Annotated in this window: 14 protein-coding genes; all 14 read left to right on the plus strand. The window is 68.1% G+C overall.

Features of this window, described 5'->3' with window-relative positions; translation table 11 throughout:
- Nucleotides 1–250: 250 nt before the first annotated feature.
- The 14 genes from HCH03_RS07445 (at nt 251) to atpE (ending at nt 13656) form a co-directional block, all read left to right on the plus strand.
- Nucleotides 251–1051 (plus strand): ATP-binding cassette domain-containing protein, encoded by an 801-nt coding sequence (locus HCH03_RS07445; protein WP_368042429.1) that lies wholly within the window; start codon nt 251–253, stop codon nt 1049–1051.
- Nucleotides 1048–1761 (plus strand): ECF transporter S component, encoded by a 714-nt coding sequence (locus HCH03_RS07450; RefSeq protein WP_221688990.1) that lies wholly within the window; start codon nt 1048–1050, stop codon nt 1759–1761. Before HCH03_RS07445 ends, HCH03_RS07450 begins: the two co-directional genes overlap by 4 nt.
- A gap of 290 nt (nt 1762–2051) precedes the next feature.
- Nucleotides 2052–2654, plus strand: a complete 603-nt coding sequence (locus tag HCH03_RS07455; protein ID WP_221688991.1) for an L-threonylcarbamoyladenylate synthase — start codon at nt 2052–2054, stop codon at nt 2652–2654.
- 69 nt (nt 2655–2723) lie between these two features.
- Entirely contained in the window at nt 2724–5135 is a 2412-nt protein-coding gene (locus HCH03_RS07460; protein ID WP_221688992.1) for a molybdopterin-containing oxidoreductase family protein, read from the plus strand.
- A gap of 2 nt (nt 5136–5137) precedes the next feature.
- Nucleotides 5138–5758 (plus strand): 4Fe-4S dicluster domain-containing protein, encoded by a 621-nt coding sequence (locus HCH03_RS07465; RefSeq protein WP_246599871.1) that lies wholly within the window; start codon nt 5138–5140, stop codon nt 5756–5758.
- A 66-nt stretch (nt 5759–5824) separates the two neighbouring features.
- The gene (locus HCH03_RS07470) at nt 5825–6820 is read left to right on the plus strand and encodes an alpha/beta fold hydrolase (RefSeq protein ID WP_246599872.1); all 996 of its coding nucleotides are present in this window, start codon (nt 5825–5827) and stop codon (nt 6818–6820) included.
- On the plus strand, nt 6799–8304 hold the full coding sequence (glpK, locus tag HCH03_RS07475; RefSeq protein WP_221688994.1) for a glycerol kinase GlpK: 1506 nt from the start codon (nt 6799–6801) through the stop codon (nt 8302–8304). Before HCH03_RS07470 ends, glpK begins: the two co-directional genes overlap by 22 nt.
- A gap of 65 nt (nt 8305–8369) precedes the next feature.
- Nucleotides 8370–8810 (plus strand): ribose 5-phosphate isomerase B, encoded by a 441-nt coding sequence (gene rpiB / locus HCH03_RS07480; RefSeq protein WP_221688995.1) that lies wholly within the window; start codon nt 8370–8372, stop codon nt 8808–8810.
- Between the two features lie 90 nt (nt 8811–8900).
- Nucleotides 8901–10157: a serine hydroxymethyltransferase gene (gene glyA, locus HCH03_RS07485; protein ID WP_221688996.1), complete on the plus strand. Its 1257-nt coding sequence runs from the start codon at nt 8901–8903 to the stop codon at nt 10155–10157.
- A gap of 229 nt (nt 10158–10386) precedes the next feature.
- A complete protein-coding gene (upp, locus tag HCH03_RS07490) occupies nt 10387–11022 on the plus strand; it encodes a uracil phosphoribosyltransferase (protein WP_080144890.1) in 636 nt (211 codons plus the stop codon).
- Nucleotides 11023–11328: 306 nt separating this feature from the next.
- A complete protein-coding gene (locus tag HCH03_RS07495; RefSeq protein WP_080144891.1) occupies nt 11329–11787 on the plus strand; it encodes a deoxycytidylate deaminase in 459 nt (152 codons plus the stop codon).
- Between the two features lie 419 nt (nt 11788–12206).
- On the plus strand, nt 12207–12488 hold the full coding sequence (locus HCH03_RS07500; RefSeq protein WP_080144892.1) for a hypothetical protein: 282 nt from the start codon (nt 12207–12209) through the stop codon (nt 12486–12488).
- An 18-nt stretch (nt 12489–12506) separates the two neighbouring features.
- Nucleotides 12507–13292 carry a F0F1 ATP synthase subunit A gene (gene atpB / locus HCH03_RS07505; protein ID WP_080144893.1) on the plus strand — a complete coding sequence of 262 codons (786 nt, stop codon included), beginning with the start codon at nt 12507–12509 and terminating at the stop codon, nt 13290–13292.
- Between the two features lie 145 nt (nt 13293–13437).
- Entirely contained in the window at nt 13438–13656 is a 219-nt protein-coding gene (atpE, locus tag HCH03_RS07510) for an ATP synthase F0 subunit C (RefSeq protein WP_041239754.1), read from the plus strand.
- The last annotated feature ends 2 nt before the right edge of the window (nt 13657–13658 follow it).

Raw genomic sequence — 13658 nt, forward strand, 5'->3', positions numbered from 1 at the left:
AGTCCAGTGGACTGTCGAACTCCCGAGCACGCGAAGCGAGCGCAGGGAGGCGTCGCGAAGCGATGACGCGCAGCGCGGAGTCGAAGGATCCCGAGCGGCGTTAGCCGTGGCGCCTTCGGTTGGCACCGCGCGGGATCCTTCGACTCCGCACCTTCGGTGCTCCGCTCAGGATGACAAGGGGGGCTCGCGCCCGTCTCGCGGTCGCTCCGTCTGCGCCGGCGACGCGCCTCCCGTCCTCGAGGCGCGCGACGTGCGCTTCCGCTACACGCGCGACGGCGGCTGGGTGCTGCGCGGCGCGGACGTAACCGTGGCTCCGGGCGCGGTGCACGCCGTGGTGGGCGGCAACGGCTGCGGCAAGTCCACGCTGCTGCGCGTGCTGGCCGGCGCGCTCAAGCACGAGCGCGGGCGGGTGCGCAACGCCGCCTGCGACCGGCAAGCGCTGTTGCCGCAGGATCCCAAGGCCCTGTTCGTGTGCGACTCGGTGGAAGAGGAGCTGCGCGAATGGCAGGCCCGCTGCGGCTACGACGATGCCGCCGTGCAGCGAGCAGCGCACCGCTTCGGCTTGGACGGCCTGCTCGAGCGGCATCCCTACGACCTCTCCGGCGGCCAGCAGCAGAAGCTCGCGTTGGCGAAGGTGCTGCTCACGAACCCGCAGTTGTTGTTGCTGGACGAGCCCACGAAGGGCCTCGACGCCCGCTCGAAGCTCGAAGCGGCCGACGCGCTTGCAGCCTGCGCGCGCGAGGGACGCACCGTCGTGCTGGTCACGCACGACCTGGCGTTCGTCTCGCGCGTGGCCGACCGCGTGTCCATGCTGTTCGACGGCGAGACGGCCTGCACCGAGCCGACGTGCGAGTTCTTCGAGCACAACCTGTTCTATCGCCCCCAGCCCGACGGCTTCCTGGCGCTTTGGGACGAGCGCGCCCGCGAGGACGCGCGTGAGCTCTCAGTGGCCGGGCAAGCCGCGGGGACGGGGGATGGTGCCGAAGACGGCGGAGCGGGCGAGCGGCAGGCTCCCCGCTCCCCGGGCTCTTCCGCGAAAGACGCCCGATGATCGCGCGCATCCTGCGGCACCTCGAGGTGCCGGCGCTCGTCGCGGTGCCCGTCGCGCTCGCCGTGTGCGCCTTCCTCCAAATCGAGCAGACGGCGCTGCTCTCGCTCGCGGTCGCGCTGGCGGCGCTGGCGGTGTTCTTCGCCAGCTTCGAGGCGTCGCGGCCGGCCCTGCGCCAGATCATGCCCACGGCGGTGCTGGGCGCGCTGGGCGCCGCCGGGCGCATCTTGTTCGCGCCCGTTCCCGACTTCAAGCCCGTCTCCGCCATCTGCATCCTGGCCGGCGCCGTGTTCGGCCGCCGCAGCGGCTTCATGGCGGGCGCCTTGGCGGCGCTCGTGTCGAACTTCTTCTTCGGGCAGGGCCCGTGGACGCCGTGGCAGATGTACGCCTGGGGGCTCGTGGGGTACCTGGCCGGCGTGCTGGCCGAACGCGGCCTGTTCGAGCGACGGTGGGCGATCTACGCCTACGGCTTCCTGTCGGCGCTGCTCTACGGCTTCCTGCTGAACTCGTGGCACGTCGTGGGGTTCGTGAACCCCCTCACCTGGCAGGGCGCGCTGTTGGTCTTTGGCGCCGGCCTGCCGTTCGACGGCGTCCACGGCGTGGCCACGGTCGCGTTCCTCGCCGCACTCTACGCTCCCTGGCGCAAGAAGCTCGAGCGCATCAAGCGCAAGTACGCCCTCGTCCCCCATGATGAAGGTCGATCTCCGGAATAACGGACAACCTCCACAGGGGCGGGCTGCTGCCCGCCCGGAGCGGAGCCTTCAAGCGCGGCGCATCCGTGCGGCAAGCGCACCGAAGCCCCGTCACACCTCTCGTCGACCAAGTTGGCCACCCCTTCCTTCTCTTCGGCAGCAGGCGCCGTTTTGCTTCTCCACAGAGGAGTGCTACAATGCGAGCCCCCTTGCCAAGCGAGGGGAAACGGCAGGTGACGACGAATGGAGCGCCGCATGCGGCCGCAGCCTGCGGGAAGGCGGCGGACCCGGCGCGAAGGGACGGGACGGCCATGCAGACCAGCACGATAGACCAGGCGGCGAGCGCGCTCAAGCGCGGCCGCGCCGTCATCTTCCCCACGGACACCGTGTACGGCCTCGGCGTGGCCGTGGACGCTGCGAGCGGCCCCGACATCCTCTACGACCTCAAGGAGCGCGACGCCGGCAAGCCCATCGCCTGGCTCGTGGGCGGCTTGGACGACCTCGACCGCTACGGCCGCGTCGTGCCCGAGCTGGCCCGCACGCTCGCCCGCACGTTCTGGCCCGGCCCGCTCACGCTCGTCGTGAAGGCGAGCGACGAGGTGCCTTCGGCGTTCCGTTCGGCCGAGGGCACCATCGGCCTGCGCATGCCGAACAACGCCACGGCGCTCGCGCTCGTGCGCGCCGTCGGCTGCCCGTTGGCCACCTCGTCGGCCAACGTGTCCGGCGTCCGCGCCCCGCGCTCGCTCGACGCCGTGGATCCCGCTTTCGCCGAGCGCGTCGGCCTCGTGGTGGCCGACGACGCCGACGGCGACAAAAGCGGCGTGGCCTCCACCGTGCTCGACTGCACGCAGGACCATCCCGTCGTGGTGCGCGAGGGCGCCGTGACCATCGCGGACATCCGCGCGCTTTCGTAGACGCTCCCGAAAGGCGTACAATAAGGCGAGCCGCTCCAAACGGGAACGGCGACGCGAGGGGGCGATCGTATGGCAGCACGGTCGGAAGGCGAGGGCGCCGTCGCGGGCGGCGCGGCTCGGCAGGGGAGGCGCGGACGCGACGACGGGGAAACCCGGCCTCAGGAGCAGGTGTTCAGCGGCGTTTGCCGTCCCAACTGCATGTACGCGTGCCGCATGTCGGCCCACGTGCGCGACGGCAAGCTGGTCAAGCTCGAACCGGCCCCTTACCCCGAAGAGGGCTACACGGGCTGCTGCGCGAAGGGGCTCTCCTACATCGAGCGCATCTACAGCCCCACGCGCATCAAGCATCCCCTGCGCCGCGTGGGCGAACGGGGCTCGGGAGCATGGCGGCGCGTGTCGTGGGACGAGGCCGTCTCGGAAATCGCGGAGCGCTTCCAGGCCGTCATCGACGAGTTCGGCCCGCAGGCAATCGTGTTCGACACCTGCTCGGGAAACTACGGCTACGTGAACGGCATCTACAGCCCGCTCGCGCGCCTGGCGTGCGTCATGGGCGCGCTCAAGCCCGCCGTCTGCTACGACTACGCCGCCGGCCACGGCATCCATCGCGTGCTGGGCACGGGCGACTGGAACTACTGCAACGAGCCGAACAGCGTGCTCGACGCGTCGCTCGTGGTGATCTGGGGAACGAACCCCGTGTTCTGCGCGCCCCACAACTGGCGTTGGATACAGCAGGCGAAGGAGGGCGGCACGCGGACGGTCGCCCTCGACCCCATCAAGTCGGCCACGGCGTACCGCTGCGACGAGTACGTTCCCGTCACGCCCGGCAACGACGGCTACCTGGCTCTGGCCATGGCGCAGCATGTGGTGGAGAAGGGCCTGGTGGACGAGGAGTTTTTGCGCGAGAAGACCACGGCCGCCTTCCTCGTTCGCCGCGATACGCGAAAGCACGTGCGCCTGAGCGACTTCACGTCCGCCTTCGCCGCCGGGAACCCGCCCCAAGACGCCTTCTACGTGTGGGATAAGGCGTCGGGCGGCCTCGCGCTCGCCGACGAGGCGCGCGATCCGGCGCTGGAGGGCACGTTCGCCTTGGACGACGGCAGCCTGGTCGACACCGCGTACACGCTGCTCAAACGCGAGCTCGCGCACTACTCGGTCGCGCGGGCCAGCGAGCTGTGCGGACCCGCGCCCGAAACCATCGAGGCGCTGGCGGAGGAGATCGCCACGAGCCGGGCCGTGACGGTGAGCATCACCTACGGCCTCGACCACTACGTGAACGGGTATCTGTCCACGTGGGCCGTGGCCATCCTGCTCGCGCTCACCGGCAACTTCGCCAAGCCCGGCGCGGGTTTCACCGGCATGTTCCTGCAGCCGTTCGCGCTGAACTTCCTGGGACAATGGACGGAGGCGCCCGAGCCGGCCACGCTGCGCTCGAACCTCCCGAGCGGCCTTCTGCCCGACATCATCGCCACGCAGACGCTCGAGGGCAGGCCGCTTCCCGTGAAAGCCATGCTCAGCTACTCGTCGAACCCCGTGGGCAACTACGCCTCGCAGCGCGCCTATCTCGACAAGGTGCTTCCCAACCTGGACTTCTGGGTCGTGCTCGACATGGAACTGGGCGATTCGGCCCGCTTCGCCGACCTCGTGCTGCCGGTGACGTCGTGGTACGAGTCCTGCGACATCCGCGTGGCGTACAACAACCCCTACACGCTGTTCCAAGAGCAGGCCATCGAGCCGCTCTACGAGAGCAAGCCCGAGTACGAGATAGCGGGGCTCATCGGCCGCGCCCTGGGCCACGAGCGCTCGTTTCCCGCGGACTACGGCTTCGACGAATGGGCTTCCCTGCTGTTCACGAACGACGCGGCGAAGGAGCAGGACCTCACGCTCGAGCGCCTGCGCGCCGAGAAGGTCGTGCGCACGAGCGGGGAGCCGGGCAAGCCCTTCGTGCGAGGGCTCAGCGCGCCGTGGCCCACGGAGTCGGGTCGCGTCCAGCTGTACTGCGAGAACCCCGCTCCGCGTCTGGACTACGGGCAGGACCTCTCCGCCCGCGAGCCGCGCGAGCACGTGGTGCACTACCGCGAGCCGGCGGAATGCGGGCCGAACAGCCCCTTGCGGGGGAAGTACCCGCTCGTGTTCCTTCAGGAGCACTCGCGGTTCCGCGTCCACACCCAGTGGGCCCGCACGCCGGCCCTGCGCGCGCTCGATCCCGAGCCGCTGGCGAAGGTGAACGGCGCCGACGCGCGTGCGCGCGGCGTGCGCGACGGCGATATGGTGGAGGTGTTCAACGATCGCGGCCACGCCGTCGTGCGATGCCTCGTGGACGAGTCCATCGCCCCCGGCGTGCTCTCCATTCCCAAGGGGTGGCAGCGCGACCAGTTCGTGGCGGGCGGGTACCAGGAGATGACGCAGCCGGCCATGGATCCGTATCCTTCGTCGTTCGCCTATTACGACACCCGCGTCGATTTCAGGAAATGGGAGGGATAACCATGCGCTGCGGATTCGTCGTCGACACCCAACGATGCACGGGTTGCCACACCTGCTCGGTCGCCTGCCGCATGGAGAACAACCTGCCCGAAGGCGTGTGGTGGACGCGCGTCGTCACCGTGGGCGGCGAGCGCATGGACACGCCGGCGGGGACGTTTCCCGACGCCGCGATGGGCTATTACACGCTGTCGTGCCAGCACTGCGCGAACCCGGCTTGCGCGGCGGCGTGCCCCACGGGGGCGGCCTACCGCGACGAGGCTGCGGGGACGGTCCGCCAAGACGCTCGGGCGTGCACGGGCTGCGGGGCGTGCTTGGACGCCTGCCCTTATCCCGGCGTGCGCACGCTGGTCGAAGAAGAGCCGCGCTACTCCCTGCCGTTCGCCGTGGGCGACGCCTGCGCCCCCGTCCATCGCGGCGGCACCGTGGAGAAGTGCACGATGTGCGCGCATCGCCTCGAGCGCGGGTTGGAGCCCGCCTGCGTGGGGGCCTGTCCGGCGCGCGCCCGCTTCTTCGGCGACTTCGACGACCCGGCCTCTCCGGTGTCCCGGCTCGCGGCCGAACGGCCGTCGCGCCTGCTGTCGCCCGAAAAGGGAACGGAGCCGTCCGTCCTCTATCTGGTGTGACCCGTCCCTTTCGACGCGCGCCTCGGGGTATACTGGAGGCCGGCTGTCTCAGGGGGAGGGGTTGGCATGGCAAAAGGCAACATGAAGGAAAGCGCGGGCCGTTCGTCGAAGACGCGGCTCGGCTATTTGTCTCACGACGGGACCACCCAGATCAGGGCGTTGGTGTGGGAACCGTCCAAGCGCGCGTCCGCCGCGCCGCTCGGCATCGTGCAGATCGTGCACGGCATGTCCGAGCACATCGACCGCTACGACGACTTCGCCCGCTTCCTGGTCGAGCGCGGCTTCGTGGTGTGCGCGAACGACCACGTGGGCCACGGCGAGAGCGTGCCCGACCCCGCCAAGCTGGGCTGCCTGCCGGCGCAGGGAGGCAAGGACGTGCTCGTCGAAGACGTCCACGAGCTGCGGCGCACCGTGGCCGCCCGCTACGCGCGCCAGGTGCCCTACGTCCTGTTCGGCCATTCCATGGGCAGCTTCGTCGTGCGCGCCTACCTGGCCCGCCATGCCGAGGGTCTGGCCGCGGCCGTCGTCTGCGGCACGGGCCAGCAGCCGCTCGCGCTCTCGAAGGCCGGCAACTTCCTGGCGCGCCGCATCGCCGCGTCGAAGGGCGAGGACTACAAAAGCTCCTTCCTCGACGGCCTGGGAGCCGGCGCGTTCGCCAAGCAGATCGAGAACGCCCGCACGCCGTTCGACTGGATATCCGTCGATCCGGCTGTCGTGGACGCCTACATCGCCGACGAGCGGTGCGGCGTCATGTTCTCCGCGGGCGGCTACGCCACGCTCACCGACCTCACGGGCGAGGTGGTCACGCGCTCCTGCGCGGCCAAGGTGCCCCGCGACCTGCCCGTGCTGTTCGTCGCCGGCGCCGAGGACCCGGTGGGAGGGTGCGGCAAGGGCGTGCACGCGGCGGCCGAGCTTCTGCGCGGAGCGGGCGTGCGGCAGGTGGACGAGATTCTGTACGAGGGCATGCGCCACGAAATACTCAACGAACCGGGGCGCGCCCGGGTCTATACTGAGGTGGCACAGTGGATTGAGGAGCACGCATGCGAAAAGCCTACGTCATAGCGCTCGACCAGGGCACCACCTCGTCGCGCGCCATGCTCGTCGACGCGCTGGGGCGCGTCGTCGACACGGTGCAGAACCCGTTCCCGCAGCTGTACCCGCAGCCCGGTTGGGTGGAGCACGACCCGCTCGACATCCTGTCGTCCCAGTTGGGCGCCCTTGCCGAGCTCACGGTGTCGCACGGCCTGGGGCCCGGCGACATCGACAGCATCGGCATCACGAACCAGCGCGAGACCACCGTGGTGTGGAACCGCGAGACGGGTCGCCCCGTGGGCAACGCCATCGTGTGGCAGTGCCGCCGCACGGCGCCCATCGTGGAGGAGCTCTGCGGCGACGCGGCCGTGGCCCGCCGCATCGCGGACACGACGGGCCTCGTGCCCGACGCCTATTTCTCGGCCAGCAAGATCAAGTGGCTGCTCGACCACGTGCCCGGCGCCCGAGTCGACGCCGAGGCCGGCAAGCTGGCGTTCGGCACCGTGGACAGCTGGCTTGTATGGTCGCTCACGAACGGGCAGGTGCACGCCACCGACGTGACCAACGCCAGCCGCACCATGCTCTACGACATCCACGAGATGCGCTGGGATCCGTGGTTGCTCGACCTGTTCGGCGTGCCGGCCTCGATGCTGCCCGACGTGCGCCCCTCGTCGGCCGACTACGGCGTGACGGCGAACCCCGGCGTGGTGAGCGGCGTGCCCATCCGCGGCGTGGCGGGCGACCAGCAGGCCGCGCTGTTCGGCCAGTGCTGCTTCGAGGCGGGGCAGGCGAAGAACACGTACGGCACCGGCTGCTTCTTGCTCATGCACACGGGCGCCGACGCGTGCCGCTCCACGCACAACCTGGTCACGACCATCGCCGCCTCCGCGCCGGGTGCGGAGGGCTCCGAGTACGCTCTCGAGGGCAGCGTGTTCATGGCCGGCGCCCTTTTGCAATGGCTGCGCGACGAGCTGGGGCTCGTCGACGACGTGGCCGACACGTGCGCCATCGCGCGCAGCGTGCCCGACACGGGCGGCGTGTACGTGGTGCCCGCCTTCACCGGGCTCGGCGCGCCGTACTGGGACGCCGAGGCGCGCGGCGCCATCTACGGGCTCACGCGCGGCACGAACCGGGCGCACGTCGTGCGCGCGGCGCTGGAGTCGCTGGCCTACCAGGTGCACGACTTGGCCGTGGCCATGGAGGCCGATGCGGGCCTGCCGCTCAAGGTGCTCAAGGTGGACGGCGGGGCGTCGGCGAACGATTTTCTCATGCAGTTCCAAAGCGACCTCTTGCGCACGCCGCTGCACCGTCCCCAGAATACGGAGACGACGGCGCTGGGCGCGGCGTACCTGGCGGGCCTCGGCACCGGCTTCTGGAAGGACACCGGGCGCCTCAGCGACCTGCGCTCGTCCGACACGGTCTACGAGCCGGGCATGGAAGACGCCCGCCACGCCCGCCTGCTGGAAGGCTGGGCCGAAGCCGTAAAGCGCACCATGACAACCGCAGCAACGTGAAACGCCTCCGGCCGCCCCTACGGGCAACCGAGGGGCAGTAACCGTAGACGGAAAGGAACCGCCCCATGAACATCAGCATCGCCAGCGACCACGCGGGCTTCGAGCAGAAGCAGGCGCTGGTCGACTACCTCGCCTCCCAGGGCCACGCCGTGATCGACCGCGGGCCCGACAACGACGACCGCGTGGACTACCCGGACTACGCCGAGCTCGTCGCACGCGACGTGGCGGGCGGTTCGGTCGAGCGCGGCGTGCTCGTGTGCGGCACGGGCATCGGCATGGCCGTGGCCGCGAACAAGATCGACGGCGTCCGCGCCGTGAACGTGACAACGCCGCAGTTCGCCGAGCTCTCCCGCGAGCACAACGACGCGAACGTGGTCGCGCTCTCCGGCCGCTTCGTCGACGAGGGCACGAACCGCGCCATCCTCGACGCCTTCTTGTCCACGCCCTTCGGGGAGGGCCGCCACACCGGCCGCGTCGAGAAGATCATGGCCCTCGAAACCAAGTGAGCCTCAACCGACGGCCCGCGCCGAACCGATAGGCGCGGGCCGTTGTGCTAGCATGTCAACATTTCCATTTGCCAGCGAAAGGAACCGCCCATGCCTTTGACCTACCTGCCCGACGCCGATCCCGTCGTCGCCGACGCCCTGCGCCAGGAACTCGCCCGCGAGCGCGACTCGGTGGAGCTCATCGCCTCCGAGAACTTCACGTCCCCTGCCGTCATGGAGGCCGTGGGCAGCGTGCTCACGAACAAGTACGCCGAGGGCTATCCCCGCAAGCGCTACTACGGCGGCTGCGAGAAGGTCGACATCGTGGAAGACCTCGCCCGCGACCGCGCCTGCGCGCTGTTCGGCTCGAACTTCGCCAACGTGCAGCCCCACTGCGGCGCGAACGCGAACCTGGGCGCGTACGAGGCGCTCATCGAGCTGGGCGACACGGTGCTGGGCATGAGCCTGGCCGAGGGCGGCCACCTCACGCACGGCTCGCCGGTGAACTTCAGCGGCCGCCACTACAACTTCGCCAGCTACGGGGTGGACCCCGAGACCGAGACGATCGACTACGACGAGGTGGAGCGCATCGCCAAGGAATGCCGCCCCAAGCTCATCGTGGGCGGGGCGAGCGCGTATCCGCGCATCATCGACTTCGAGCGCATGGCCGCCATCGCGCGCGAGGTGGACGCGTACTTCATGGTGGACATGGCCCACATCGCCGGCCTCGTGGCCGCGGGCGCGCACCCCAGCCCCGTGCCGCACGCCGACGTCGTCACCTCCACAAGCCACAAGACGCTGCGCGGCCCGCGCGGCGGCTTCATCCTCTCGAACGACGAGGACATCGCCAAGAAGGTTGACAAGGCCGTGTTCCCCGGTTCGCAGGGCGGCCCGCTCATGCACGTCATCGCCGGCAAGGCCGTCGCGTTCGGCGAGGCCGCGCAACCCTCTTACAAAGAGTACATCGGCCATGTGGTGGAGAACGCGCGCCGCCTGGGCGAGGGCATGATGGACGGGGGCCTGCGCCTCGTGTCCGGCGGCACCGACAACCACCTGTGCCTCGTGGACCTCACGCCGGCCGACGTCACCGGCAAGGACGCCGAGAAGCTGCTGGAGAGCGTGGGCCTCACGGTGAACAAGAACTCCATCCCCAACGAGCCGCGCAGCCCGTTCGTCACGAGCGGCATCCGCGTGGGCTCCGCCGCGGCCACCACGCGCGGCTTCACCGCCGACGACTTCTACGAGGTAGGCCAGCTCATCGCCGCCACGGTGTTCAACGCCGAGAACGACGCCAAGCTCGCCGACGTCCGCACGAAGGTGGACGCCCTCCTGGCCGCCCACCCGCTGTACCCCGAGCTCGATTACTAGGGGTGCCAACGGGTTGTATCGAAAGTCGTCAAACAGCGCGTTTCCGACGGCCGTTCTGTAGGGCAAGGGCTCTGCCCTTGCCGACGGCCTGCGGAAGCGCTGCCTGTTGAGCGGCAAGGGCAGAGCCCTTGCCCTACAGAACGGAGAATCGGCCCTTTTGATACAGCTCTAGGCCGACGCTGCGGAAGCCCTCGTCGACCTTGATTGACTTACGAGAAAGGAACCGTCTATGCACTACGACCGCGTCATCGTCGTCGACCATCCGATGGTCCAGCACAAGCTGTCGAAGCTGCGCAACAAGGACACGTCCTCGAAGGACTTCCGCGCCCTCGTGCGCGAGCTGGCCCTGTTCGAGGGCTACGAGGCCACGCGCGACCTGGCCCTGGAAGACGTGGAGGTGGAAACGCCCATCTGCAAGACCACGTGCAAGCAGGTTGCCGGCAAGAAGATGGTCATCGTGCCCATCCTGCGCGCCGGCCTCGGCATGGTGGAGGGCGTCCAGGAGCTCATGCCCTCCACGTTCGTGGGGCACCTCGGCATGTACCGCGACCCCGACACGCACGAGCCGCACGAGTACTACGCCAAGATGCCCGACAGCATCGCCCAGCGCGACGTGCTCGTAGTTGACCCCATGCTGGCCACCGGCGGCTCCGCCGTGGCCGCCATCGAGTACCTGCGCAAGCAGGGCGTGAAGAACATCAAGCTCATGGTGCTCGTGGCCGCGCCCGTGGGCATCGAGGCCGTGCTCGCCGCCGATCCGGACGTGCAGATCTACACCTGCGCCATCGACGAGGGCCTGAACGACCACGCCTACATCGTCCCCGGCCTCGGCGACGCCGGCGACCGCATCTTCGGCACGAAATAGGGGGAAGCCCGCAGGTTGAACCCCTTTTAACGGAAGAGCAGATTCATGAAGGGCCCCGCGCCGGAGATGCGAGCGTTCGCTGAGGCAACTGAGGGCAACGGAGAAGACGGAAGGGCGGCGCGACGTCCTCCGCGAGAGCGAAGAAGCAGCGGGCGACGGCGCAACCGCCCATCAAGCGAGTTCCGCAGCGCAGCGAGGACTGTTTGAGCGACTGGGCGGTTGCGCCGTCGCCCGCGGACAGGTTGATCCAAGCGACTGGGCGTTGCGCCGTCCTTCCGTCGCCCTGCAGGTTGAAAGAGGTATGGAATGGAAACGATCGATCATCGTCCCAGCTGGGACGAGTACTTCATGAAGCTGGCGAACGAAGTCGCCACGCGCACCACCTGCATGCGACGCGGGGTGGGGGCCGTCATCGTGAAGGACCGCCGCATCCTGGCCACGGGCTACAACGGCGTGCCCACCGGCATGCGCCACTGCGCCGAGACCGGCTGTTTGCGCCAGCAGCTCGGTGTGCCCAGCGGCCAGCGCCACGAGATCTGCCGCGGCCTGCACGCCGAGCAGAACGCCATCATCCAGGCGGCGCGCTACGGCATCAACATCACAGGCGCGTCCATCTACGTGAACACTCAGCCCTGCGTCGTGTGCGCCAAGATGCTCATCAACGCCGGCATCGAGGAGATCGTCTATCAGAACCCGTACCCCGACGAGCTGGCCATGTCCATGCTCGAGGAAGCCGGCATGAAGCTGCGCGTGTTCGAGGGGTAGGGGAGTCCGGCACGCATTGTCGCCCGAAAGCCTCGCTTTCGCAGCGAAAAACGAGGCTTTCGGGCGACAATGCGCCCGCGGAAGGCATCGCGTGAGGGCCTGCCGGCCTTGCCGGACGGTTGCGCGCGGGCTCCTCGTCTCGCCGCCGCGCCCCTTCCGATTGCCTCCGAACCGTCTTTTCGTCTTTGAAATGGTACTATTTGAACATCATTTAACAGGCGTCCTCTTGGCGGCGACAATATACAGTTTCATACTGCCGCATCCCGATCTTTATTCAGTTTTCTGCCGGATTTATCCACCACTCACCCGAAAAATGTAAGTATTTGTTACCTTCTCGTAGGCTGAAAACGCAAGTTCCGTTACCATACGTACCGGTTTAATAGGGTGCGTCTGCAAGCGCACGGATTTGAAAGCGGGCTATGGTACTAGCGATCGTTTTGGGGGCGTTGTCCGGGGCAATCGGCGTGTTGCCGTTGTTTCTCGGGTTGCGTATGACGAGGAGGGTGACCGACACCAGCAATTTGGGCCATGCAGGTGCCTTGATGCTCGGTGTGCTGTTGTCGTTCGTCATCCTGTTCCTTGGAGCCATTGCCTGCGTCGTCCTTGCACGCGACTCCGCGGTGCCCTTCGTCTTGGCGGAAGCGGCGGTGCTCGTTGCCTGCGCTATCGGCTACGGCGTGTATACGTTTGTACGGAAGTAGGATGGGAAGGTAAGACACGTGAATCCACTTGAAGAACTTGCGGCCGAGGTGCCCCATCTGCAGCATTCGTTCGACCCGGCCTTCGTGTTCGGCTCGGGCTCGTTCGGCATGACCCAGTACGTGCTGTGGATGATCATCTGCTTCGTCATCACGCTCATCGTCGTGCTGACGGCGGGGAGGCGCCTCACGCTCATCCCCACGAACAAGTTCACGAACATGGTCGAGTACGGCTACGAGTTCGTGAAGAAGGACATGGGCGAAAGCGCCATCGGCCACGGCTACAAGAAGCACATCCCCTTCTTGGCCACGCTCTTCTTCTTCATCCTCATCAGCAACTTCGTCGGGCTGATCCCCGGCTGCAAGACGCCCACCGGCTCCATCTCCATCACGTGGGCGCTCGCCGCCATCTCGTTCATCTACTTCATCTTCTGGGGTATCAAGGTCAAGGGCCTGGGCGGCTACCTCAAGTCGTTCGCGCCGGCCGGCCTGCCCGTGGTCATGGTGCCCATCGTATGGTTCCTCGAGCTGTTCTCCACGGTGCTGCGCGTGCTCACGCTGGCCGTGCGACTTTACGGCAACATGTTCGCCGGCCACATGGTGCTCGGCATCTTCGCCTTGCTCACCAGCGTGTTCATCGGCTCCGCCATCCAGGGCGCGGGCGTTGCCGTGGGCGGCATCTCCATCGCTTGGATGCTGTTCCTGTTCGCCATGTACGCGCTCGAGTTCCTGGTCGCGTTCCTGCAGGCCTACGTGTTCACCATCCTCAGCGCGGTGTACATCGGCCTGGCCACGTCCGACCACTAGGATCTGCCCGCCGCTCGCTTGCGGGCGGCACGCATCCCGCCGGGATGCAGAACCACGGTTCATACCGGCACTCCACGGCCGGTTGACATAAACAGGTTGTCCAAAGTCTCCGGGGTTGGCTCGGAAACGGTAAAAGGAGGAAATTGTGGAAACTACCATCGTTCTTGCGGCTCTGAAGCTCGTGGGCTACGGCCTGTCGACCATCGGCCCCGGCGTCGGCATCGGCATCGCCTGCTATGGCTGCTGCGTCGCAACCGCCCGCCAGCCCGAACTGCAGGGTCGTCTGTTCACGAACTTCATCATCGGTGCTGCCCTCGCCGAGGCCCTCGGCCTCATCGGCTTCGTTCTGACCTTCATCGTGTAACT

Source organism: Gordonibacter massiliensis (ex Traore et al. 2017), assembly GCF_019731765.1.
Lineage (GTDB): Bacteria > Actinomycetota > Coriobacteriia > Coriobacteriales > Eggerthellaceae > Gordonibacter > Gordonibacter massiliensis.

Bases quoted from the DNA above. Each gene is read 5' to 3' on its own strand.
- glyA (WP_221688996.1), top strand. From the start codon at position 8,901: ATGCCTTTGACCTACCTGCCCGACGCCGATCCCGTCGTCGCCGACGCC.
- HCH03_RS07470 (WP_246599872.1), top strand. From the start codon at position 5,825: ATGGCAAAAGGCAACATGAAGGAAAGCGCGGGCCGTTCGTCGAAGACG.
- HCH03_RS07455 (WP_221688991.1), top strand. From the start codon at position 2,052: ATGCAGACCAGCACGATAGACCAGGCGGCGAGCGCGCTCAAGCGCGGC.
- HCH03_RS07460 (WP_221688992.1), top strand. From the start codon at position 2,724: ATGGCAGCACGGTCGGAAGGCGAGGGCGCCGTCGCGGGCGGCGCGGCT.
- HCH03_RS07450 (WP_221688990.1), top strand. From the start codon at position 1,048: ATGATCGCGCGCATCCTGCGGCACCTCGAGGTGCCGGCGCTCGTCGCG.
- HCH03_RS07465 (WP_246599871.1), top strand. From the start codon at position 5,138: ATGCGCTGCGGATTCGTCGTCGACACCCAACGATGCACGGGTTGCCAC.
- HCH03_RS07495 (WP_080144891.1), top strand. From the start codon at position 11,329: ATGGAAACGATCGATCATCGTCCCAGCTGGGACGAGTACTTCATGAAG.
- glpK (WP_221688994.1), top strand. From the start codon at position 6,799: ATGCGAAAAGCCTACGTCATAGCGCTCGACCAGGGCACCACCTCGTCG.
- HCH03_RS07500 (WP_080144892.1), top strand. From the start codon at position 12,207: ATGGTACTAGCGATCGTTTTGGGGGCGTTGTCCGGGGCAATCGGCGTG.
- upp (WP_080144890.1), top strand. From the start codon at position 10,387: ATGCACTACGACCGCGTCATCGTCGTCGACCATCCGATGGTCCAGCAC.
- rpiB (WP_221688995.1), top strand. From the start codon at position 8,370: ATGAACATCAGCATCGCCAGCGACCACGCGGGCTTCGAGCAGAAGCAG.